This is a genomic window from Paenibacillus sp. GXUN7292 (genome assembly GCF_050864975.1).
Taxonomy (GTDB): domain Bacteria; phylum Bacillota; class Bacilli; order Paenibacillales; family Paenibacillaceae; genus Pristimantibacillus.
The window spans coordinates 119,889-144,015 of sequence record NZ_JBOZWO010000003.1; the positions used below are offsets into that span (position 1 = coordinate 119,889).

Here is a 24,127-nt window from a genome sequence, read left to right on the forward strand (position 1 = left end):
ATTTGTTTCTCTTTAATCAAAAATTGCATGGAGGAGAGATGCAGCATACCTGCTCTCCCCTCACTTGATGCAACATGACTGCCAAAACTGTTTTTACCGATCCTTCTATGCAGTTGGCAAGGACAATCGCTCCACTTTTCCTTCCACAAATTGTCCCCGCAGCTGCAGAATAAACCTTATATGCGCGGAATTGACCTGTCTGACATCCTCCAGCCCTTGAAAAACAAAGAGGGCCGCTGCGGTTCCGGCAGCTTCTCCTATTGCGCTGACTGATGCCATGATCCGGTATGAGCTATGCGCCTCGTGAGAGCCGCTAATGCATCTCGAGCTAAGCAGCAAGTTGGTTGCTCCCTTGGGAATCAAGGAACGATACGGAATATGATAATAACCCGGGCTCGGAATAGGTTCCAGTCTGGTCTTGCCGCCTTCAGGATCATGAATATCCAGAGAGTAGGCACAAGCGGCAACCATATCTTCAAATGTTCGAGCGCCTAGGCAGTCATCCGCTGTAAGTTCATATTCTCCTATAATACGCCTTCCTTCACGAACCCCCAGTTTGGGGGCAACATAGTCTAATCGTGCATTGCGGAAAGCCGGATGATGACAGATCGCTTCGAATAGCTCCTTTGCTTGCTTCTTGCCTTCCTCCATGCCGCGCTCCACCGTCTCTGGCCGTGTAGGATCAACATCTAAAACCGAAGTAGAGTTAAACAAGAGTGCCTCGCCGTCCGGATAAGGGAAACAAGTAACTCCGGTTCGGGGGTTGCTTGTTGCACCCTCCTTCTTCAATGATTCATAATACGGCAGCAGCTCTTTTCTTAATGAATGAATAGCTGACCATTGTCGAATGTCGGGCTGCTGAAGACGCATCCTGTCGATTCCGCTTACTTTGAAGGTTGCTGTAGCCGATTGAAGCTTGCCGTCGCTTTCTCTGCCCAAATGATAGGATAATCCGGCTAGTGCTGACAGATTCCCATCAGCCGTTGCATCCAGATAGGCTTTGGCGGACACAATACCTGTATATTTGCCGCTGGTATGAAGCTGAACGATACGATTCTGATGCATTTCAACCTGTGTGATCCTGGAACCTGTCCATACTGTTAAGCAAGGCTCTGCCCCAAGTAAATTGATGTAGCTTTCCTTCAACTGTTTTTCATCGTAGGTCGGCACTAATTGCTCGCTGTAATGCGTATAAGCCGTGGGAAACAACTCCCTGTGAATGCCACTGTTAATCGGTCGGCCATTGCTGTCACGAAACTGACAAATAAGTGATACACTGGAGAAGACACCTGTGCCTCCGACTTCGTCAGCTTGTTCGATCAGCAGCACTTTTTGCTTCAGCCTCGCTGCTGCAAGGGCAGCACTGATTCCTCCAACGCCTGCTCCGGCTACGATAATATCGAACTGGTTCATTGCAGTATCCATTGGCTCATCCCTCTTCTTCCGCGCTCGATTGTGCCGCGTCATGATTTGAAAATAGGTTTTCTGCCACAGAAGCGAAGCTGCCCGCTAAAATCCGTTGCGGTACCCCTTCGTATATGACATCGCCATCTCGAAAAATCTGACAGTATTCCGAACGCATCTTTATATCAAAACTGTGATTGCGAAAAGAAAAATCTGTCAAATAAACATAACCTTCTTTTGGTGGTTTGGGATGTATCCATAAATCGCCATTTAGCTGAGGCTCGATCCCTGCCATGCCAAACAATATTGCTTCGGCCCCGGACAAACCGGCAACTACATTTGCCCGTTTGTGCGCAGGGATGGCCGGACGATCGCAATAATGCTCTTGCGGGTAGTAAGGCAAATGACATCCCATCCAGAAATGCCTTCGCAGCACATCCCATGCTTCCTTATCCTTGCCTTGTTCCCATAACGTCAGTGCCAGCATAGGCCCGTCCCCTGTATAAGAACCGCTGCCCGACCAGTCCGGATCGTTCTGCTCATAGTGAAGCTCATCCTGGGCGGACACACTGCTTACGCCATAATCGCCAAGGAATGCTCCCGGTTTGACATGCTCCAGCATTCGTTCCAGCATAGGCTTCGTGCATGCTCCAAACCGCAAGGCATCGAAATACTGAATCGAATAAATAAATTCCTCATGCCCGTCAGGATACAGCGCTTTGAACCATCCCTTCTCTTCATCCCACAGATGAAGACGGATAGATTGACGAATCGCTTGAGCCTTTGTTCTCCACTGCCCTGCAAGCTCCTGGTCTTCCTCGAGCCACTCTGCCAATTGAGCAAGTCTGTCATAACTCCATGCTCGTTCTGCATTAGGACTGGCCACAATATGTTCATAGCCTGCCCCTCGCATTTCCAGCAGATTATGCTGCAGACCGTAATCCAGCAGCTCATTTTGCTGCGGAAGTCTCTGGTCATCTTGCAGCATAAGCTGACGCATAGTGGGAAACAGTTCCTTGCCTCCCTCGCCATAAAGAAGCAAGGTGCTCCATGCAAAATGAATATATGACCAAAGACTGTAGGAGTAAGGAACATTAGCTCCTTTTCCACTCGGAGCAAAGCGCGAATGACGATCAATCCCGCTTCTAGCCATTAATCGGGCAAGCTCCAAACTTTTCTCTTGCCCCAGCAAGAGTCCCATAGTTTTGGCTGCGTATCCGCCCACGTCCCACGGATAACAACAGATCCCCGCTCCCTCAATGCCTGAAACAACAGGAAATGGCTGCATAGCAAATTCAGCATTATCCCAAAGACAGATCAAACCGCTCATCACGGAACGCAGATAATAATCCTCGAGCCCTGGAATATCGGACTGAAGGGTTGGCAGCCTTCGCTCGGCTTCAGCAATTCGTTGCTGCCATACGATCCGAGTCTTATTCTCAAGCTGTTCCAATGTCCCTGGCTCTTCAAAAGCAGTGCCAGCACTTGTCATCGCCACACAAATACGCACGGTACAAGACGCATCCGCCGCCAAATTCATTTCGAGCTGCCCTTCACAGACAAGGGTTGCCCTTACCTGGCTGTTCTCCCAAATCTGATCCTGATCGCGATTCTGACTAAGACAGCTGTCCTCTTCAACTGCTGCAACGGGCCACCCATAGTCCCATTCGTCATAAGAAACAAAGGCAAGCTGACCCGGCACTGTTTGTGGCGTAATTGTTAGGGGCATCGCTCTTCCACTGCGATTAAACACCGTCACTTTCAGCATAAAGCCATGTTTGCCGAAAAGCGGTATCAGCTCACTGTCAACTTTCAAAGAAAGCAGTTTTCCATTAACAAAATGATGATAAGTACCACTGCGCAAAATTCTATCTGGCTGCCAAATTTCTTTTGCATACAACAACCCGCAATCACCTTTGCCCAAGTTCCCGCTATCCTCAATCAGATGTCCATCCGCTGTCAATGCTACCTGAAGCTGTAAGTCCCGGGCCGAGAAAGGCGGCGCGTAACATCCCAGCACCCCCATTACTGTCCTTCTCTTGGGGGCTGTCGTACTGAATCCGCTGCTTACCCATATATGATCAGCCGGGGCTAAGCTTTTTCGTATATCGAATGCAAATGGTTTGAAATAATCCTTAGCCATGATGCTAAACTCCCTTACCTTATTTCTGAGATTGTTGCGCATAGAGCTCCGTATAATCCGCAATGATTTGATCGCCGCCTTGCGCTCTCCACTTCTCTACTTCTTTATAAAATCCGTCTTCATCTAACGTTCCCATAATAAACTTGATACGGGCATCAGTAATAATTTTATTCAGCTCCGTCCCTTTCTCAACAGCTGTCTGAGAGATTAAAGGCTCTACCGGATTGGACACAATAATAGACTCATTATCCTGCATCATCTGACGAAACTTGTTATCAGCCTCTCCCTTGCCCTTCCAAATCATTAACGCACCATCATAAGTAGGCAGTTGTTTCAATGGCGACACTTCATTGGAGTAAGCTGTCTGATCTGTAATCGCCGGCTCTCCCGAATTCTTCTCATGGTGGCGTCCTTCGATTCCCCATGTCCAGGTATACATCATTTCTTCGTCAACAATCTTGTCAAAAAACTCCAGCAGTTTTTTTAGGTCAGCTTCTGTTTTGACAGTTGCTTTAGGAAAAACAAACATTCCATTATATCCTGTTGTAGCAAAGACTCTTTCCCCTTTAGGCCCTTCGATCCGGCTGATAATGTCTAATTTGGCTTCGGGGTCCACCTTCTTCAATTCGTTACCGCCAGTAATAAGAAAATCAAGTGTAGTGAAGATAACACCGGCCTTGCCTTGAAAAAACTGCTCTTGCTGCTTGCTTGTTTTCGTAGCGGCGAAATCCTGATTAATCAATTTTTCATCATATAAACGTTTATAAAATTTCATGGCTTCCATATTTTCATCCGTCATAAATTGCGGCACAGCCTTGCCATCACGTATCTCCCATTGGTTTGGCGCTCCAAAGAATGCAGCGATTGTCTGAAACCCAGTCAGCCCGACCGCTGCTGCGCCATTGCTGGAATCTTCCGCCTCCACCAGGCCAAAGGTGTTCTGGCTGCCTGACTTCGCCGGATCCTCTAAAGTAAATGCCTTAATCACCTCGTATAGATCATTAATCGTTTTAGGCTGCTCTAGTCCCAAATTGTCCAGCCAATCTTGACGAATAACAATCCCTTGGCGCGCTAATGCCCTAGCACGATACAGACCGTACACCTTGCCGTCTACAGAAATATTATTAAGCACCGTTTCGTTGCCATTATATTTGCTCAGATTCGGATAATCCTTCAAATACGGGCCAATCTCCCAGAACATTCCGGACCGCTGAGCGTTAATAATAGAAGAAGATTTTGTATCCTGAATCATTAAAACTTGCGGCAAATCATTGGATGCAATGGATACATTTACTTTGTCATTGTAAGCAGACGCCGGAATCCAGGTAGCATTTATTTTGGTATTGGTATACTCCTCAATCCTTTTAATAATCGGATTATCTTTGCTTGGAGGCTCAGGAGAAGTGTACTGATTCATCATAGTAAAGGTGAACTTCCCGTTATTGCCGCCTTTTCCTCCTTGCCCACATGCTGCCAATGTTGCTGCCAAAAGAACAGAAAGCCCGATAAGAGCCAACTTGCGCGGTAAAATTGCCATGTCTTAATCCCCCTTGAATAAGTAAATTCATTGTATCAAAAGACAGCTTATCCATCCTTTGATCAAAAATTGTCAATGCATTGACTGCGTTGACCAAACGAGTCCGTACCAAAGCAACCTATCCTTTTACTGAGCCAAGCAACACCCCCTTGGCAAAGTGTTTTTGAAGAAACGGATAAAAGGCCAGAATTGGAGCTGTTGAGAAAACGATAACAGCCATATTAATGATTTTAGATGGCGGAGGCGGAGCCTCATTCATGTCGGATAAGCCTTTCTCCGTTAAAATAACAATTTGTCTGAGCAAAACCTGAATCGGCCATTTGCGCGAATCGTTAATATAAAGAATAGCGTTCAGGAACGTATTCCAATGGCTTACCGCATAAAATAATGCAAAGGTTGCGATTGCCGGCATCGATAAAGGAAGTACAATCCGCAAGAGAATGCCCAGATCATTGCAGCCATCTATTTTTGCCGATTCTTCCAACCCATCAGGCAGTTGCTGAAAAAAGTTTTTAATAATAATCAGGTTAAAGGCGCTGATTGCACTTGGAATGATCAAAGCCCAATACGTATTTGTAAGATGCAATCCTTTTACAATAAGAAATGTAGGGACGATCCCCGCGCTAAACACCATCGTAAACATAATCAATAGCATAATCAGCCGGCGACCGTAAAGCTCCTTGCGTGCCAATGGATAGGCCATAAGCACCGTCATCAGCAAATTTACAAGAGTACCCACCACCGTAACGCCGACTGTCACCCACAAGCTGTTCAGCAAAATGGGCGTTGACAGTATATAGCGATACCCTGTCAATGAAAACTTGGTTGGAAACAACATGAAGCTTTTGGCGAGCACTTCTTCTTCAGTAGCAAATGAAATTAAAACAATATAAATAAAAGGAAGAATCATAACGGCTGCCACCAGCGTTAATGCGGTTCCATTGGCAATACTGAAAATTCTGTTTTTAAAACTGCGCTCATACATGACTAATACACTCCTTCCTCACCAAATTTTTTGACAAGCCAGTTAGCGCTAATCACCAGCACAAATCCTACAATCGATTTGAACAGTCCTACAGCTGTACTGAAACTGAACTGGCCTTGCGTTATTCCGGCCGTATACACATAAGTGTCAAATACCTCGCCAACCTCACGGTTAATGGAGTTTAACATCAGGAAAATTTGCTCGAACCCTGTATCTAGAAATGTCCCTAACCGTAAAATAAACAAGATAATTATTGTCGAACGAATCGCTGGAAGCGTCACATGCCATAATTGTCGCATACGCCCCGCACCATCCATCCTTGCCGCTTCATACAATTGCGGATCCACACCAGATAATGCAGCTAGAAAAATAATTGTCCCCCAGCCTGTTTCTTTCCAAATAACCTCTAAGGTTATCATTGGACGAAACCATTCGGTGCTCACCAAAAAATTGATTTTCTCAGCGCCCATGGCAACTAACGCCTCATTAACCAATCCTCCGTCCAAAGTAAAGAAAGTATAGGCAATCCCGACGACAACCACCCACGAAACAAAGTGCGGCACATAAATCATCGTTTGAACGACTCTCTTAAAACCCTCTCTTCGTACTTCATTCAGCATCAGCGCCAGCAGAATCGGTGCCGGGAAAAAGAAAAATATATTATAACTAGCTAATATAAGTGTGTTCCGTAACAACATCCAAAACACAGGGTCATGGAATAATCGGTTGAAATGCTTTAATCCCACCCACTCGCTGCCCATAAACCCCAAGTAGGGCTGGTAATCTTTAAATGCCAAAAGCAACCCCCACATCGGCGCATATTTAAATAAGATAAAATAAACTGCACCGGGAATAAGCATAAAGTACAGCCATTTATCCCGCCTTAACCGCCGAGCAACCCGCTGGCCCTGAAAAATGAAAGAAGGCGTTAAAGGGGCCATTTCACTATTTAATTGTTTCATCTCCTAACTCCACCTTTGTTTAAACGTATTGTCTTTTGTTGCGTGATTTAACCTTAAAGGGTGTAGAAACGATTCGTCCATGATCAACGAATAATCATAAGAACGCGACTCCTTAAAAATAGTGTGATAATCATTAAAACAGAAAAAATAATCATCTTAACGGACACCCTACTAAGCCGAAATGCATACTGGATCTAGACACGACAAAAAACCAGATACAGTTTTTGCACCGCATCTGGTTTTTGTGTAAGGAGAGTATTTATGAAATATGGGGATCGCCATATAGCTTACGATATTGCCCTGGAGTCATATTCTCCATCTTGCGAAAAAATCGAATAAAATTTTGTGGATTTGTATACGTAAGACGTTCGGCAATATCGCCAATCTTCATATCCGTCTCAACCAGCCATTGTTTGGCCATCTGCAACCGATACTGCTGCAGGCACTCGCTGAAGCTGACTCCCGTCTCTTTGCTGAACAAAGGTCCCAAATGATTGGGGTGATAATTCAATTCCGCTGCACACGCTTCAAGTGTAAGTTCTGTATCAAATCCCTCATATATCCTTTGCAACACCTGATCAGAGATTTGTTTGGCATGCGATTTCCTTTGTTGTTCGAACTTATTCATAATCGGTTCAATAACAACTTCATAAAACCATACTTTGATGCTCTCTTGCGACTGAAGCTCAAAAATTTGCTCAAAGAACTCTTTTTCATTATCCGCTGAAAATATAGGTTCCTCCAACGACTCAAGCTGCAAAGCGTAGGAATTGGGCTGAACCAGCTCGATCAGCATAGTATATAACCGAATTAATGACATTTGATATTGTCGCCAATCTGCCTGCTCCCTAAAAATCAAGGAAATACATTGCTCTAAAAGCTCCCTGCTTTTATTCCATTCTGCCAGCTTTACCGCATCGCAAAGTTCCTTGGCAACGCGGTGAGGAAACACACTTATCGTATTGTCGCCCGGATGCACATCATCAATAAACAACACGGAGCGAGCACCAATTCTTATTCGATATCGGAGCGCCTCCAATGCCTCTTCACAAGAAAATGGCACATCCATTAAGTGGCTGCGCGGCCGACTGATTCCGATACTTACAGGCAAGTGCAAATATTGCTCTACTGCTTGTTGAACCAGTTCTGCTATTGCAAACAGTCCGGACTTGTACTCCGCCTCATCGCCTGCATCATGCCCGCCAACTATTGTAACTTGCGACTGCTCCATCAGCACAGGATCAAGCCGTTCATGGGCGGGAACCAATTCTGCCGTAATATTAGCAATAGCAAATAGTAACAGATCGCGATCCTCTTCCTGATAACGGGAATCGTCCAAAGAGTCTATCTGAATCGCAATTACAGCATGCCAGCGCCAATCTCCCGGATAGCCGTACTCGGTCAGTTTCGCTGGCAATTGCGATTTTCTCTCTTCTCCCCGAATTAGCTTCTGAACGAAAAATTGTCTCATTTCCCTAACCTTGCCCGCTACTTCCTCAGAGAGCCTATACTCCTTTTGCAGCATAGATTGCAGACGCAAGCCAATTAAAGTAAATTCATCCTTTACTTTTTCCTTTTGAGAATCATCCGGTTTGATGCCCAGCGCCGATGCTAATTGACGAATCGGCTGATAGAATGAACGCGAACCGAACAAAGCTAGACTGCCAATCGACAATAACATAAGCAAACAAGCTCCCAGCGTCATCCACCCTATGGATCGAGAATCCTTTGTAATTTCCTTAATCGAGATGGCCGACACATATGTCCACGAGTTATAGCTGGACTGCCGCGCAATAATACTGTATTCCTCGCCATTCAAAGAAATATTGAATTGATTGCTTGCTTCGCTGTGCCTATTTTCAAGCTCGGAGGTTAGCTGTTCAATTCCTGGCATCTCGTTTGCCGCCCCCCCATAAGACAACACCCCATAGCTGCTGTCCAACACCAATACGTCGCCGCTTTGATTTCCCTCTCTTACTAGCCGGGTCAATTCCGACTCCGCAATCGTAACAATAGCAAGACCATTAGCCTTCAACGAGTTAAGCGGAATTTTTTTGACCAGACTAATGCTCGATGGACGACTGTCCTTGTTCGTAACCCATGCCGAAAAGGTAGGCAAGCGTTCATAGCGCAGCAACTCTTCCAAATCATTTATATCATCAAATTTAAAAATATTGTTATTATCTATCCCCCATTGACCATTCAAATTCAGAAAAGTCATATTGCCGATCGTCAGCTCAAATGTCTGGCTGCGCACCATGCTCTGATACATTTCGTTATAGGTTTGATAATACTCCGCAGCATAAGGCAAAGACATCGCTTTTACTACAAGCGGCGAACTGATATACTGAGTGACTGAATAATCAATCGTCTTTAGTATTTGCTCAACCCGAAGCTGGGTTTGCTGCAGCGCATCCATACTTCGCTCATTCACCTTGTCCTGCACAATAGAGGAAGACAAATAATATGAAGTAATTCCTACCACAATTACGGGTATGGACCCAATAAGCAGACTAAATATGAGTAGTCGGATAAAATATTTGCTAGAACGGATTTTCATAACGTCTCCTTCTTTGGCCATATTGCTTTTTGCTTATTCATTATAGGAAACGCTCTTACGGTAGTCCATAATCAAGGTATAATCATTATAACGGATGAAGCAAGAACCTTACTAATACAGGTTTCTCCCACTCCACCATAAGTAATTCAGTATAGCGTGGCGCAACCAAGGATAAACGGCTCCGCCGTCCTTTGGAAAGGCGCGTTTACCGATGAAATATAAGAACAGGTATAATGTGAAAACTTATACTTTCTAATATTTAAAAAAAAGCCTGCTGGATTAAATTCATCCAACAGGCTTTTTTCCATTCTATAAATGCGGCTCCATCCCCATCGCCAGCCATCCTTCTCTAGTAGGCCCGTAAATATCAGGAACTAGCAGGCCTGCTTGACGCATTAGCACGGTCATTTGACCGCGATGATGAATTTCATGCTTGATCAAAATATCGAGCGTCAAGCCGTTCGGCCACTCATCGCCATACATCATGCTGGATTGCAGCACATTAGCGTCAGTCCATTGCGATTGTATCGCTTCCAGCATCGCATCGCTTGCCTGCCTGTAGGTTGCAGCGATTTGCGCCGCCGATTCGGGAGCCTCTTCTTCGCCTGCCGCCTGAGCAAACTCCAGCCCCATACGCGACGTCATTTCATGAATAGTGATAGCAAGATGCCAGCCAAGCTGGCCTAGCGTGCGGTGATTTTCTGCAATTTTTTGGTGAAGCGAAGCATCAGTAAGCGTATCGAGCACACGCTGAGTAGCGGCGGCTTCATGGGTCCAGGCAGCAACAAAATCTTTAACGGTTACGAACATAATAATGGTCTCCTTTTTCCTTAACGCATACATGAGCGTATGCGTTAACAGATATTGTTTTCTTATAAGACCACTATAATCCACCTTCACTGACAGCTGTATGTCAGTATTGCTTGTACAACCGAATAATATTTTCTGCTTTGCGCACCAGCTCCTGCGCCACGTGCTTCGGCTCCAGCACGGTTACATCATCGCCATAGCCAAGCAGCATGCCGTATAGCCAGGGCTCGTCCGGCTGTTCGGCTTCTACTGTCAGCGTCCCGTCTTCTTCCATTTTTATAGATTCACGTGCAAAATAATCCTGCACCCGCGCTTTGGCACGAGACTTAAATCGCAGTGATAATCGAATAAGCGGAAAATCCTTCGCTGAGCCGCGCATGCTTTGCCCCATATTGTAGCCTAGCTTCTCGATTGACACTTCTCTTCGTTCAAAGGCTTCCGGCAGCTGCTGCAGCCGTGTTATGCGAGACAAGCGAAATATTCTAAAATCGTCCCGCAGGCGGCAATAGCCATACACGTACCACACATATCCCTTCAGTACTACGGACATCGGCTCGCAGATTCTCTCCGAGTCTTCGCCATGAGCAGAGGTATAAGCAAATTGGATAAGCTGCGACTGGCGAATTGCCTGCCGCAGCACCGATAGCTTCTCCTTATCTTCTTCGCCGCGCTGCCATGGATTAATATCGATAAGCAGTTCGTTACCGAGTGTCTCAGCTGAGCTGTGCTCTGATTTGGCCACCAGCGCTCCTACCTTATCGAGCAATTTGCCGATATCCCGTTCCTCCATCGTCCCTCTGACACCACGCAGGGCAACAATAATAGATTGCAGCTCCTCCAAGGACAGCATTTGGCGGTCCAGCCGATAGCTGTCCATAATTTCATAACCGCCCGATGATCCGGCAAACGAAGCAATCGGTATCCCAGCCTGATTAATCGTCTCTAGATCGCGATAAATCGTTCTAAGAGACACCTCAAACCGATCCGCCAGCTCCTTGGCTCCTACACGTTTGCGGTTCAAAAGAAGCATTGTAATCGCGAGCAGCCGATCCAGTTTCATGCTGCGTCCCTCCATTTAGTTACTCTAACGAATCCTTACGACGCTATTTGCCCTATTTGTGCTGTTTAGAGTTTGTAACGTAGATTAGATGCGCTATGTGTGAACAAACACCGGTTTGAAGGCTTTTTTTGAGCAATAAGACAATGTAGATTCGTTACATTTTTAGAAAGGGCATTTTTCGCATAATAACGATGCTGCGATTCGTTAGGTTATTAGAAAGGGTATGTTCCGCATAATAACGGGCAACGATTGATAAGCAATGAGAAAGGGATAACGGAGAGCAGCGTTCGGAATCCCATTCTTGATCGCATTGCCCCCCTATCTATTGCTTGTTGCAACTATCCACAATGAATCGACAGTCTCCTACGATTCGTTAGATCACCATCATAACCTATACAGGCTTTCTTGAAAAATACGACCAGCCCCCAACAAAAAAGAGCAAGAAGCTGCCGCCTATAATAACGAACAAAGTGACAGCAGAAACGTTAAAGGCTCCAAAGGTCATTTCTCCAGAAGGAATCATAGCCAGCATCGGCTGAACCCAAGGATAGTAGGGACCATATTCGGCGGAATTGGCAATCAGCATATTCGGAATCGTAAAAATAACATTAAGTGCAAGCGGCGCTGCAAAGCTCGCCCAGGCGGTGGACACTGCCAGCTGCAGCGCAGCAAGCGGCAGACATGCCACCCATCCGCCTGCAATAGAAGCAAGCAGCTTCGCCCATGGTATAGGTGCCCCAAAATCAAGCACTGTTCCGATTAACAGCAGCAAAGCTAAAAACAACAGCTGCACTAAACCTATAAGCATCATAATAACAATAAATTTTGTCATATACACCTGCGAGCGGGATACCGGCAAGGAAAGCAGCTGCTTCCATCCGCCGCTTGCATGCTCATAACGGCACACTAGCGCTGAAAAAACACCTGTTAATAAAGGCAGGAAAAGCATGGCATGGAGCGCGGACATAATGCTGAGAGCAATAAGCCAAACAACTCCGTCAGCCCCGTCACCTGCTTCCTTGCTGCTTAACCATCCCGACAATGCCGCAATAATCGGACTAACGCCAATAAGCAGCCATATCAAACCTCCGCGAATTTTTAACCATTCAGAACGCAGCATTCTAAGCATGACTACTTCACATCCTTTCGGATGAAATGCAGCGCGCCTGCAAGAAGCATTATTATACCAAGAAATATACCTGCAGCAGCTGAATAATACGGGTTATCCGCTTCATTGGTCAAATATACCCATTTATATGGCACCCAATCTCCAAACCTGACCGAGAACATAGACACAACAGTTCCAGCTATACCAACCGTCAGCGGAAAGGCCTGATTGTGCATGACGACTGACAGCCATACTTGCAGCGCCAAAAAAGGAAGCACTGCCAAGTAAGGCAGATAGGCCCATTTCAGCATGAAGGCTAAAGGAAACTGATCCATTGGAAAGCCGAGCAGCAAGCCCAATATAATGGTGCCCGGTACAAGCAGTGTGGCAGAGCAAAGCAGCAGCAAGGCATTAAGCAGGAACTTTCCCATAAATACTTGCATCCGAGTAATCGGCAGCGCCAGCGTCTGCTTCCATGCATTCGTCTGATGCTCAATGCCAGCAGTCATAGACGATATAATAGCCAGTCCAACAAATAAAGTCGGAACGGCGAGCATAGCTACATTCTCAATCAATCCGCCCCACAAATCTTTGGCATAAACTTTAGTCAAATAATCGTAACGAAGCCCAAAGTTTACTGCCTGCAGCCCGATAACGCCAATCGGTCCTAACAATATGAGAAACCAAATCATTTTTTTGCGAATTTTTAAAAACTCAGCGGAAAGTACGCGCTTCATTATAAGCTTCCCTCCCCGCCAGTCATATTTAGGAAGATGCTTTCTAGCGAAGCTTTCTCCTCTTCTACGCGATAGACGGAGTAGCGACCGTGAACGAGCTCAGCTACCATTGCAGCAATCGTTTGGTCCGATGCCTGCTCGACAGACAGCGTCTGGCGGTCCCAGTCTGCCTGATAGCCCCGGGAGAGCAGCATTTTCCAGGCAGCTTCCGGCTCGCTGACATGGAGGTTTATTCGGCTGCGCGCTTTTTGGCGGAGCACATCAATACTGTCCTGAAAAATCAATCGTCCTCTAGTAATAATGCCGACATGTGTAGCCATCTGATCAATTTCAGACAGCAAGTGACTGGATACAAGTATCGTTACGCCATATTCTCTCGGCAAGCTTTTAATAAGCTCTCTTATTTCCAAAATGCCAGCAGGGTCCAATCCATTGGTCGGCTCATCCAAAATGAGAAGCTCCGGGCTGCCAAGCAGCGCGGTCGCAATGCCAAGCCGCTGCTTCATCCCCAGCGAATAGCCTTTAACAGCACGCTTCGCATCCTTTGTCAGCCGTACTATTGACAATACCTCATCAATGCGCGACTTCGGCACCTCCAGCAATCTGCGTACAGTCTCCAAGTTATCTATTGCATTCAAATGCCCATAATAAGATGGATATTCTACCAGCGAGCCTACCTTGCGCAGCACAGACAATCGTTCTCTCTTCATGTCCTTGCCGAAAATATGGACACTTCCGGCCGTTGGCTTCGCGAGACCTAGCAGCATGCGTATCGTCGTTGTTTTGCCTGCGCCGTTAGGCCCTAAAAAACCGTATATTTCTCCTTTTTTCATCCTTACATTTACATCATTGACGACAGGTATGCCGTCCAGCTTTTTCGTTAATCGATTCGTTTGCAATATCCATTCATTCACTTTTAATCACCTCGCTTACCATCGTAAGCGCCGAAGTTTAAAACAAAGCTGCTGCTTCGTTTAAATTTCGTTTAAAAATGCCAGCTGTATATAGCCGATCATTATGGCAAATTTTTATTCATTTCTGAAAGATAGAGCACTACACGCGGAGATATCGTAATTTGCGTTCCGTTTGGACCTGTCTTCACTTCATTATCCAGGCTCATCTCTTTAACCATTAAACGAATGATGGACAGGCCAAGACCTGTGCCCTTTTCCAGTGAAGCCGCCCCCATGCCCGGACCGTGATCGCCGATCGTAATGGCGCCGCCGCCTTCCGGCACTACGGAAACACTAATATAGCGGCCCTCGCGCGCATGACGAAGCACATTTTGAAAATAGTTGTCCAGCACTCGCTCCAGCCAAGCTGGATCGATCTCCCAGTTTACCGCTTCATCAGGCAAGCTCAGCTGAATGTCGAAGCCCTCCTGCTCAAATAACGGATACCAGCTCGCCAGCATCGTCCGCGTCATGCGAACGATATCCACCTGTTTGGGACGATAGGGATATCTGCCCGCTGACAGCAGAGAATACGAAAATAAATTTTCGATCAGCTGGCCCAAATAATCAATTTTCCGTTCAATAAGCGCAACTGATTCCGTCCCTTGCTCCGTCAGCCTTTCCTTGCGAAGACCAAAGGCATGGCTCCGTATAGCTGTAAGCGGCGTACGCAAATCATGCGAAAGCTTGGCAATCAGCTCCCGCCGCAGCGCCTCCTCTTCCGCCTCTCTTAACCTCCCGGCTTCCAGCTTGCGGATCATATCATTAAAGGCGCTCTCCAACTCGCCAATCTCATCCTTATTCTGGACCTCAACAGCAGTTGGTATGCCCCCTGCAGCCGGACTGGTCATAGCCCAGCGAAGACGCACGAGCCGCTTGCGAATACGATAAAAAAACATAAAAGAAACAAAAAGAAACAAGCCAAGAATAATAATAGCTCCTGCAGAAAATATCGTTCCATAGTACTCTCGCACCTTTACGCCCTGAGCAACCATATAGGAACGAGGTAGCTCAAACACCATAAACCGCCCCTGCTTGTCGCTTTCAATAAATGCAACGACCGTAAACGGATCGCCGCCAATGCGCTCCTTCATAAATTGCAGCGTATACGCAGCAGTCCATTTGGCAGGCAGCTGAGGATTAACAGGAAGCTGCGTTCGTGTTACACCATCTTTGTCGACCCAGAACATGCTGGCCTTCGAATAAACAGCTTTAAGCTCCGAAAGCCGTTTGTCGATTGCAGCGTCCTCCGCACCGTCCAGCTGCTGTGCCTCCAAATGCCACATGCTCTCCAATTGCTTGCCATCCCGATAAAGCTCATCCCCATCCTCCGCGCCAAGCTGCAGCGGATAAAATAAAACAATCGAAACAAGCGGAAACATTAAGGGAAGCAGCAGCATAGCGCAAAAAATAATAATTAAATATTTGGTCAGCAACGATTGCTTCAAACGAAATCTCATTGCCTCACCCTGTACCCTAATCCGCGTATCGTCTCAATTATGGTTGGCTCACTTGAGTTCAGCTCAATCTTTTCGCGCAAATAACGGATATGAACCATTACCGTTTTATCCCCTTCCATATAGGGCTCTTCCCACACCGCTTCATAAATTTGTTCCTTGGTCAAAATTTGATTCGGATGCTTCAAAAAATATAGCAAAATTTGCAGTTGCTTCGCTGTAAGCGAAATTTCTTCTCCCGTCCTGCTATCCACTACAGTTTGCAATTGAGGCATAATGTTAAGATGGCCCAGCTTAATCTCCTGATCAGAAACTGCTCCAAAGCGCCGCAGCAGCACCTCTACTCTGGCAGCTAGCTCGTCCGGGTGAAAGGGCTTCGTTAAATAATCATCGGCGAACTGCAGACCTTGCAGTTTGTCATCAACGGCAGTGCGCGCTGAAAGCATCAATATCGGCAGCTCAGGCCGTTCCTTCTTTATCCGCTGGCCTACAGTAAAACCGTCAAGCCCAGGCAGCATGACATCCAAAATAATGATATGCGCATCGCCCGCCATATCGAGCGCCAGCTCACCTGAAGTCAGCCACTCTACACTGTATCCGCGACGCTCAAGATCCTCTTTGGTCCAGCGGCCAATCTCCAGATCATCCTCGACATACAATATCGTTTTCATCCGCGCCTCTTACCTCCAACATAACGTTCTATTCATCATAGGCAATGCTGCAGCAGAAATAAAGTTAAATTTGCCTTGTTTACAATTGAAATTCGAAAAGCAACCAATTACTGCAATGATTTTGCCTTTTTAAAAGCATAATAAATGATATGGATACGCGGCATTTATTGCCCCTTTTAAGCCATATTAAATGTTATTATACATGACATAAGTATTCGTTTATGCCCAAATAACGTCAAAAATATTGACCGCAATATTTTCTGTGAGATATCATTACATCAGTTGAAGGAAAGCGCATTTGAACGAGGCACAAATGTGATCTATTCCTCTCAACGAATCTTTAGAAAAGGAGGCTGCTCGGATGAAGAAGATTAAAACCTTCAAGCGCGCGTCAAAGCTCCATGGTACAGCTAATCCAAGGCATACCAAGCTTTTGGCTATATTCGCAATTGAAGTCTTCAGACCGCAAGCAAGAGCAAAAGCTAAGCAGCATACGATGCAGCTGCAGCTTTATGAGGAGCCTCCGCCCGATAAACGCTCCTTTTCAAACAAATACGAGCTCATTTGGCTTGGTAATCAATGTTAGAAAATATAACATAGATAGAGAGGAGCCAGCTGATGAAAAAAATTGAAGCCATTATACGGCCACAAAAGCTGCATGACACGATTAAAGCGCTGCACAGTATTAACGTAACTGCTTTTACGGTTAATCAGGTCGTGGGACGGGGCGTGCAAAAGGATCGGAGCGGCATTTACCGCGGTCGAAACTTTACGATGAGCCTTCACCCTAAAGTGAAGCTGGAAATCGTAATCTCTGATTTTATGGTGGAACGAACGATTAAAAGCATTATGGCAGCCGCCCAAACTGGCGAGGCTGGTGATGGCAAAATATTTATTACAACTGTTGAGCAAGCTTTCAATATTCGAACAGGACTAATCGATGAGACGATTGATGAGCTGCGACCACCAATCAAGGAGGGGTGACCAATATGGTTGAAACGATTCATTTGAACACAATATGGGTCGTCCTCGCGGCGGCTATGGTACTTTTCATGGAAGGCGGCTTCAGCTTGCTGGAGGCTGGGCTGGTCAGAACTAAAAATGCAGTTAACGTTACAATGAAAATATTCGTTGATTTGACGATTGGCGTGCTTTGCTTTTGGGGAATCGGCTTTGGTCTCATGTATGGCGCCGATCAAGGCGGCTTACTCGGCACTTCGCTATTCGGAGCCCCTGACAAAATCGCACTGGCTATCGATTTACCCCCAGCAGCATATGTATTATTCCAACTAGGATTCGCAATTGCCTGCATATCAATTATTTCAGGCGCCGTAGCAGAACGGATGAGCTTCAAAGCTTACGTACTGATAGCCGCAGGCATTACACTATTCATCTACCCCATCTCCGGTCACTGGGTATGGCACGCAGACGGCTGGCTGGCACAGCTGGGCATGAAAGACTTTGCAGGCTCAGCAGTCATTCATTTGCTTGGAGGTTCTGCAGCATTAGCGATAGCCTGGATTTTAGGTCCAAGAAAAGGCCGATATACAGACGGCAGCATTAACGTTTTCGCCCCCTCTAATATCCCTCTCGCCTCAGCAGGCGTGTTCATTCTCTGGTTCGGCTGGTTCGGCTTTAATGCAGGCAGTACACTTAATGCGAGTGACGCCATGCTATCCGACATCGCTTTAAATACGATGCTGGCAGCAGCAGCAGGCGGCACCTCCTCCATGCTCTTCACAAAATTTCGTTATGGAAAAACGGATCCCAGTATGGTAATGAACGGTTCTTTATCCGGTCTGGTCGCCATTACCGCAGGCTGTGCATACGTCAATCAATGGCAGGCAGTAGTTATCGGATTACTTGCAGGACTTATTATCATTGGTGCAATCTTGTTCATTGATAAGCTGAAGATTGATGATCCTGTAGGAGCAGTCGCCGTACACGGTTTTAACGGAGCTTTCGGAGCAATAGCCCTCGGCATATTCGATTCCGAAGCCGGACTTCTTACAGGCGGCGGTGCAGCGCTTGTAGGCGTACAGCTGCTTGGCGTAGCAGCAATCAGCATTTGGGGGTTTGCCGGCGGCGCTGCAATCGCATATATTGCCAAAGCAACAGTCGGACTTCGAGCAAGCACCGAGGCTGAAGAAGAAGGACTCGATATGGCATACCATGGCATTCCCGCCTATAACGAGCTGGACCGATTCTCCGAAACAGCCAAAGCGATGTATGACTTTGAAGCTTCCACAGGCATTAGCATCAAACACGTAGAGCCGCTGGCAGCAAAAGCAGTCAACAGCAAATAAGACAGCTATAAGGAAAATGACCAGGCAAAAGCCTGTGAGCTCCGCTTTTGCCTGGTCATTTTATCCGTACATCGTTTCAATTGCGCCAATTCCCACAGAAGCTTCAATTCTGGAGCCAGCCGGCGTGACGATCATTTTATTTTTGAAAAATCCGCCATGATCGCTTTCTGGAGCGTCTTGCGGCACTACCGTCAATTCAATGGAGCCAACCCCGCAGCGCAGCCGCATCTGCTCTCTGCCCGTTGTCTTGCTAAGACCAATCTCTGTACTTCCAAATCCGATTCGTATATCAGCGGCACCCTTCAACTCAATCAAATTAACGGTTCCACAGCTCATTCGAACAAGTGTACTAGGGGAATAGGATAATCCGGCAACCTCGCCGAATGCCCCTTGCACCGACAATGCACCCGTACCCCCAAACAAAGCTACAGCGCCCGCAACGAAATTAATGTTCAGACTGCAATGCTCCGGCAAGTGCAGTTCCATAATCAACTTGGAATGAAATATATTTCGAACTAAAGAGCCAATATTTTTGGCGCCTATAATAAGCCTATCCCCATAACGCTCAATTGTATCTGGCATTAAATGCGCATTACCAGCAGCTCTAATATGTGCTGACTCCTCCGCATCAAAAACAATCAGTACCTGGCCTAAAAATTGCATATCGATATCCACATGATTCAAGCCGTCGGCAGATATTTGCTCATCCACTACTGGATGCTTTAATTGTTCCTTTGGAAAGTTCAGTAAAGATTTAGGTAAATGAAGCGCCATTTTTATCGCCTCCTTCATTGATACTCCCATTATAAGGCGGATCACAATCATAATAAACGAGCAAAAGAATGAGTTCTTCTCCGACTCCAGACTGATTTTACACATCGCTTTCCCTTCAAGCTTCATGCTTCAAGCTTCAAGCCTTACCTGCTCAAGGATAAACGGCTCCGCCTTCCTTTAGACAGGCGCGTTTACCGATGAAATATAGGAACATGTATAAAGTGAAAACTTATACTTTCCTATATTTCAAAAAAAAATAACCCTTTAACCAAGTCGTAAAGATGGTCGGGTTATACATATAGCATGCAGCTCATTCTTTTGACGTAAGATTACGTAAGAGGGGCTACCTGGATACTTCTTTTTAACAAAACATTTCGGACCAAAACAATAAAATCGTAAGAAACCTCTCTTTGAATGGCTGCTTCGTAAATTTCAATTAGCTGCTCATTTGAAAGTGAATCTAAAGCTGATTTTCTTCTGTTCATGATAAATTACTTTTTTACCCCCTTCCATATTTTGTGGCATTAAAAAGATAATAGCATTGAACACTGCTTCCGTCTTTACCGATTTGCATTGCAAATAACTCTTTACAAAAATGGAAGATTTATGGGATAATAGTAGGTTTGATTTAAAGACAAAAAAAAGACTTGCCATCCATTCAAAATGGATTTACAAGTCTATCGATGTGATGGAATTAATCCTGTTCTTTTGCCTTTGATTCTATTATGGCCTTAACCTTCTTCTCATTCGGTTCTGATACCATAGCATACTTCTCGCTTGAATTGAACAGCACTACTTTTCTTGTCGAATCATAGGCTTCTATATTGTTCGTATTAACAACATTAGATCGATCCAAACGGTCGTAACCGCAGTCCTTCATCGCTATAAGAATATCAGTAAGAGAAGTAGGATAGATATAATCGCATTCCTTCGTATGGACATGTATTGTATTTTTATGGCTAGAAAAATACAATATTTCCTCCTCCTTAATTTCAAAAGGAGTTCCATCCAGTTTAAGAACGCGCATTATTCCTTCCCCATTTCATATTACTTCAGTTCCTTAGGAATTTCTGGACTGTGAAGTACTGGTTTAAAAATAGCTACAAAGAAAGTTGCACAGGAAGCCAAAACTGCAGAAGCATATCGAGCTGCCATTTTTTTCATGCTCTCCCCTCCTTTCGCCAAGGTATAATGATTATGGCCTGAATTAAAAAAATCAGACCAATAACATCACTCTGAATAAAAAAATTAAAGAAAACAAGAGTGACCGATAAAATCTTTAAATAAGGATATAATCCAGTTGGCATTTTAGCATTTTTATCTGGCTGGGGCGAAAAAACTAGCATAATTACAAGACTTACTATATTTACTACCAGTAGAGGCAGGAACATTGGAATATGGGGAACAACCGTGCAAATTAATATAGATACGATGTTGCATCCCCAGACTGAATTAATATGCGGTCCTCCCGAAACAAAGCGTATTATGAGAAGGCTAATAATAGCTAATAACGTTGCTATAAAATTGCCTGTCAAAGCCCCTATCACTAGCGATACTGCAATAATAAACATAGTGTTCAAAATAATAGTCAAGGAATATGCCATTACTTCAACAGAATGTGTTTGCTCCGGATTAGCTTCTTTTATAGCAGCAGCTATTGAATGTGATAACGTTTTTATTCCGATCTATCCTTTCTGTAACTAATAAATAAATAACCAATCAGAATAAATCCATGTACAACTGGCAACAATACCATCCATTTTTGCAGATTTTCTGTCACATATATAGTCGTTGTAAGAAAAAACAGAGCAGGAATGGTTAGTAAAAATAAAATCTTATCTTTTGTTTTCAATGTTAGTCTATAATTTGGCGTATCAGGTATAAAATCAAACCCTAGTCTCTTCTTTGCAACAATCCAGCCAATCAAGCAAGCTGTAGCTGCAGAAATAACTTGAAGCACATAGATGCTAATATGGTTAGGTATATTAAAGCCTAAGATGTAATAAAGCCCTATCTGGATTGTCACATAAGCATGATAGGTCGTAATTGTCATAATAATGGCATAAAAAATATGTATTCTAAAAAGCATCCATACCAATAAAAACATTAGAGTTATTTGAAATGCAATATCCCAGACTGCTAAACCGTAATCTACTCTCAATACGTAGGAAACGCCTGACATTAATGCACTAGAAAAAATAATCTCTTTATGAAAAATGTCTATTTTAAATACTTTAAACATTAAGAAGTACATAGAATAGCATTCGAGTAATGAAAATAGCATAAAGAGAAGAAATTCCTTCAAGATGAACACACTCCTGTATAGGTACAAACCCCTACCATCAATATACGACATGACAGCGACTTACTCAACTAGTTTAACAAACATTTTTTTACACATATAGACTTTTTTATTTCTTTCGACATTAAAAGCTACAAAATACAAGCGCCTTGTTCGATATTGATTTTTTTCTAGTAGTTATTATTGTCCTGTTATTTTAGCTTAATATATCATATTCCAGGCCAATAATACACAACAAAAGTCCTTATGAAATGCCATAAAATAGTACATAATACCTAAATATCCACTGCTACAAAAAAGCTCCTTAATCGACCGTGCCTCCCCTTTCTCAGCTAACTGTATTTCATCAGGCTGTTGAAAAATAATTCTAACGAAGATTAGCAGCTCTATGTGTGAATAATACGCGTTTTTAGGCGCCTTTTGACCCAAATAAGGCCGCATATCTCCGTTAGATTTTTTACAACAACGTTTTTTGCATATCAGCGCTTCTGACATTCGTTACATTTCAAAACCATCCCATATTGCTTGTTGCCCTGTCTACAAGGAATCGACAACTTCGCTAGATGGTCAGACGTTCCGTTATTACGCCTAAAATCGTAGTTTTGAGGTGGCAAAGTGACAGACGTTCCGTTATTGATCCATAAATCGCAGAAAGTGCCCCATTTGGAGCCGTATAGCGGAATGTGTGACCGCGAAATTGAGAAAATGACGGTTTTCAGACAAATAACGGAACGTGTGACCATGTCCATTCCTTGTGACCAACATTTGGTAAGCAAAGAAAAGGGTAACGGAGAGAAGGGTAACGGAGAAAACCATCCGATCTGCCAACATGAATAAAATATAACAGCCCGCTGAGGTTTCTCAACAGGCTGAGGCTGTATGCTAATTGGATTAGTGTATTTAAAACGCTCAAAGAGAATCGCTATCCAGTCCCAATATAATAGTTTATAACAGGCCTATTACTTTCTCGGCTGTCTGTTCACCATTAGCTATACAATCCGGTATTCCAACACCGTAATAGGAACAGCCTGCCAGCAGCACATTTGGATAATCTTCAGCCAACTGCTGCTCAAGGGCCGCTACTAGCTGAGGATGCTTCAAATGATAATTCGGCATCGTCTCATGCCAGCTTGTCACCTCATATGAAACAGGCTCTGCGGAAATATTCAGGCTTGCCTTAATATCAGCGCGAGCGACTTCAATCTTTTCTTCGTCTGTCATTTGCAGCAAGCTGCTATATATTTCAGCAGTACTCTTATAAAATAGCCTTACGAGTAAATTTCTGTTCTCCGACGTATGCTCCCACTTGCGGCTTGTCCATGTACAAGCATTGCACTGCAGATCACTGTTCTCCGCTACGATAAATCCGGTGCCATCCTTAGGTAATTCGCTGTCAGCAATAGTGTAGCCAAGATATATGCTGATCAGCGAGCTGTTTTTCAGCTCATTGAAATACTCATCAAGGTTTGCATCGTCAAGCAGCTGCTGTGCTGCCGTATGAAGTGTGCTGAGCACAACAACATCCGCTTCTATCGACTCACTGTTGGATAGGGAGAGTAAATAGCGCTTCCCCTGTTTTTCAAGCTGCTCTGCCCGCACTCCTTTAAATACTTCAACCTGCTCGAGCCGTTCTTCCATTCTATCCAGCAAGCTTGACATACCATTTTTAAAAGATAAAAACTTTTTATCGCCTGCTCGCTGAAACTGCTCTTTATGCTCATGAAGACCATGAATAATGCTGCCATATTTATTTTTGTAATCTAGCAAATAAGGAAGCGTGGAAGCAATGGTCAAGTCATGCAGCTTACCCGAGTAGACGCCTGACAGTACGGGTGAAATCTGCTTTTCAACCAGCTCCTTGCCAAGAAAAAACTCCAGAAACTCTCCGATCGAATGCTCTTTCGTAAACTTTTCATTCGGCGTATACAAATCCTTCAATGCTGCAACCTTGCCTCCTGCTGAGACAAGCTCACTCTCCGCCAATGACTGTATGCTCATCGGAATACCGAATACAGCATCTTTTGGTATTTGCTTCAGCTCGCCGTCCCGATAAATATAAGACACGCCAGTGGCGTTGTAAACAACCTCCTCCCGCAAGCCAAGCTCCTCCATTAATGGAGCTACATTCCTCTTGCGGGCAACGATCGAATCTGCACCTGATTCCATTATAAATGGACCATCATGAACGGATCTTATTTTGCCGCCAAGCGACGCCTCTGCCTCAAGCAGTACAATTCTGGCTTGCTGACTTGCTGCTTTCATTTTCTGCCGTAAATAATAAGCTGTAGAAGTGCCTGTAATTCCGCCGCCAACTACTACAATTGTTTTCACTGAGATTCCTCCTGAAAAGCCGTATCC

23 protein-coding genes are annotated in these 24,127 nt (G+C 44.9%); 3 read left to right on the top strand and 20 right to left on the bottom strand.

Annotation, left to right across the window (positions count from 1 at the left end; genetic code table 11):
- Positions 1 to 105: 105 nt before the first annotated feature.
- From ACRRU2_RS04785 to ACRRU2_RS04845, 13 genes are all read right to left on the bottom strand, one after another.
- Entirely contained in the window at positions 106 to 1,425 is a 1,320-nt protein-coding gene (locus ACRRU2_RS04785; RefSeq protein WP_432500157.1) for an FAD-dependent oxidoreductase, read from the bottom strand.
- A 4-nt stretch (positions 1,426 to 1,429) separates the two neighbouring features.
- Positions 1,430 to 3,547 (bottom strand): MGH1-like glycoside hydrolase domain-containing protein, encoded by a 2,118-nt coding sequence (locus ACRRU2_RS04790; RefSeq protein ID WP_432500158.1) that lies wholly within the window; start codon positions 3,545 to 3,547, stop codon positions 1,430 to 1,432.
- A 19-nt stretch (positions 3,548 to 3,566) separates the two neighbouring features.
- Positions 3,567 to 5,084, bottom strand: coding sequence for an extracellular solute-binding protein (locus ACRRU2_RS04795; RefSeq protein ID WP_432500159.1), 1,518 nt, complete (start codon positions 5,082 to 5,084; stop codon positions 3,567 to 3,569).
- Between the two features lie 118 nt (positions 5,085 to 5,202).
- Positions 5,203 to 6,069 carry a carbohydrate ABC transporter permease gene (locus tag ACRRU2_RS04800; RefSeq protein ID WP_331702409.1) on the bottom strand — a complete coding sequence of 289 codons (867 nt, stop codon included), beginning with the start codon at positions 6,067 to 6,069 and terminating at the stop codon, positions 5,203 to 5,205.
- Positions 6,070 to 6,071: 2 nt separating this feature from the next.
- The gene (locus ACRRU2_RS04805) at positions 6,072 to 7,010 is read right to left on the bottom strand and encodes an ABC transporter permease (RefSeq protein WP_331702430.1); all 939 of its coding nucleotides are present in this window, start codon (positions 7,008 to 7,010) and stop codon (positions 6,072 to 6,074) included.
- Between the two features lie 280 nt (positions 7,011 to 7,290).
- Positions 7,291 to 9,591, bottom strand: coding sequence for a helix-turn-helix domain-containing protein (locus ACRRU2_RS04810; protein WP_432500160.1), 2,301 nt, complete (start codon positions 9,589 to 9,591; stop codon positions 7,291 to 7,293).
- A gap of 309 nt (positions 9,592 to 9,900) precedes the next feature.
- Entirely contained in the window at positions 9,901 to 10,401 is a 501-nt protein-coding gene (locus tag ACRRU2_RS04815) for a DinB family protein (protein ID WP_432500161.1), read from the bottom strand.
- Between the two features lie 103 nt (positions 10,402 to 10,504).
- Positions 10,505 to 11,461: a helix-turn-helix transcriptional regulator gene (locus ACRRU2_RS04820; protein ID WP_331702414.1), complete on the bottom strand. Its 957-nt coding sequence runs from the start codon at positions 11,459 to 11,461 to the stop codon at positions 10,505 to 10,507.
- A 391-nt stretch (positions 11,462 to 11,852) separates the two neighbouring features.
- Positions 11,853 to 12,590: an ABC transporter permease gene (locus ACRRU2_RS04825; RefSeq protein ID WP_432500162.1), complete on the bottom strand. Its 738-nt coding sequence runs from the start codon at positions 12,588 to 12,590 to the stop codon at positions 11,853 to 11,855.
- A gap of 2 nt (positions 12,591 to 12,592) precedes the next feature.
- Positions 12,593 to 13,306 (bottom strand): ABC transporter permease, encoded by a 714-nt coding sequence (locus ACRRU2_RS04830; protein WP_331702417.1) that lies wholly within the window; start codon positions 13,304 to 13,306, stop codon positions 12,593 to 12,595.
- The gene (locus ACRRU2_RS04835) at positions 13,306 to 14,220 is read right to left on the bottom strand and encodes an ABC transporter ATP-binding protein (protein ID WP_432500163.1); all 915 of its coding nucleotides are present in this window, start codon (positions 14,218 to 14,220) and stop codon (positions 13,306 to 13,308) included. The genes ACRRU2_RS04830 and ACRRU2_RS04835 overlap by 1 nt, the downstream gene beginning before the upstream one ends.
- Before the next feature lie 101 nt (positions 14,221 to 14,321).
- Positions 14,322 to 15,719, bottom strand: a complete 1,398-nt coding sequence (locus ACRRU2_RS04840; RefSeq protein WP_432500164.1) for a HAMP domain-containing sensor histidine kinase — start codon at positions 15,717 to 15,719, stop codon at positions 14,322 to 14,324.
- The gene (locus tag ACRRU2_RS04845) at positions 15,716 to 16,387 is read right to left on the bottom strand and encodes a response regulator transcription factor (protein WP_331702421.1); all 672 of its coding nucleotides are present in this window, start codon (positions 16,385 to 16,387) and stop codon (positions 15,716 to 15,718) included. The genes ACRRU2_RS04840 and ACRRU2_RS04845 overlap by 4 nt, the downstream gene beginning before the upstream one ends.
- A gap of 361 nt (positions 16,388 to 16,748) precedes the next feature.
- Here ACRRU2_RS04845 and ACRRU2_RS04850 point away from each other — a divergent pair, with 361 nt between their 5' ends.
- Genes ACRRU2_RS04850 through ACRRU2_RS04860 form a run of 3 tightly spaced genes read left to right on the top strand, consistent with a single transcriptional unit; the run spans position 16,749 to position 18,693 of the window.
- Positions 16,749 to 16,973, top strand: a complete 225-nt coding sequence (locus ACRRU2_RS04850) for a hypothetical protein (RefSeq protein WP_331702422.1) — start codon at positions 16,749 to 16,751, stop codon at positions 16,971 to 16,973.
- Positions 16,974 to 17,005: 32 nt separating this feature from the next.
- Entirely contained in the window at positions 17,006 to 17,371 is a 366-nt protein-coding gene (locus ACRRU2_RS04855) for a P-II family nitrogen regulator (RefSeq protein ID WP_331702423.1), read from the top strand.
- Positions 17,372 to 17,376: 5 nt separating this feature from the next.
- Entirely contained in the window at positions 17,377 to 18,693 is a 1,317-nt protein-coding gene (locus tag ACRRU2_RS04860) for an ammonium transporter (protein ID WP_432500166.1), read from the top strand.
- 60 nt (positions 18,694 to 18,753) lie between these two features.
- Here ACRRU2_RS04860 and ACRRU2_RS04865 read toward each other — a convergent pair whose 3' ends face one another.
- The 7 genes from ACRRU2_RS04865 to ACRRU2_RS04895 all read right to left on the bottom strand — a co-directional run bounded on the left by ACRRU2_RS04865 (position 18,754) and on the right by ACRRU2_RS04895 (position 24,100).
- A complete protein-coding gene (locus tag ACRRU2_RS04865; RefSeq protein WP_331702425.1) occupies positions 18,754 to 19,467 on the bottom strand; it encodes a hypothetical protein in 714 nt (237 codons plus the stop codon).
- Between the two features lie 329 nt (positions 19,468 to 19,796).
- A complete protein-coding gene (gene sda / locus ACRRU2_RS04870; protein WP_331702426.1) occupies positions 19,797 to 19,952 on the bottom strand; it encodes a sporulation histidine kinase inhibitor Sda in 156 nt (51 codons plus the stop codon).
- A gap of 209 nt (positions 19,953 to 20,161) precedes the next feature.
- On the bottom strand, positions 20,162 to 20,494 hold the full coding sequence (locus tag ACRRU2_RS04875) for a LytTR family transcriptional regulator DNA-binding domain-containing protein (RefSeq protein ID WP_432500167.1): 333 nt from the start codon (positions 20,492 to 20,494) through the stop codon (positions 20,162 to 20,164).
- A gap of 20 nt (positions 20,495 to 20,514) precedes the next feature.
- Positions 20,515 to 20,631 (bottom strand): cyclic lactone autoinducer peptide, encoded by a 117-nt coding sequence (locus tag ACRRU2_RS04880; RefSeq protein WP_331702428.1) that lies wholly within the window; start codon positions 20,629 to 20,631, stop codon positions 20,515 to 20,517.
- Complete coding sequence (locus ACRRU2_RS04885; RefSeq protein WP_432500277.1) at positions 20,628 to 21,152, bottom strand: accessory gene regulator ArgB-like protein; 525 nt, start codon at positions 21,150 to 21,152, stop codon at positions 20,628 to 20,630. The genes ACRRU2_RS04880 and ACRRU2_RS04885 overlap by 4 nt, the downstream gene beginning before the upstream one ends.
- Complete coding sequence (locus ACRRU2_RS04890; protein WP_432500168.1) at positions 21,143 to 21,772, bottom strand: hypothetical protein; 630 nt, start codon at positions 21,770 to 21,772, stop codon at positions 21,143 to 21,145. Before ACRRU2_RS04890 ends, ACRRU2_RS04885 begins: the two co-directional genes overlap by 10 nt.
- Positions 21,773 to 22,714: 942 nt before the next feature.
- On the bottom strand, positions 22,715 to 24,100 hold the full coding sequence (locus tag ACRRU2_RS04895; RefSeq protein ID WP_432500169.1) for a protoporphyrinogen oxidase: 1,386 nt from the start codon (positions 24,098 to 24,100) through the stop codon (positions 22,715 to 22,717).
- Positions 24,101 to 24,127 lie beyond the last annotated feature (27 nt).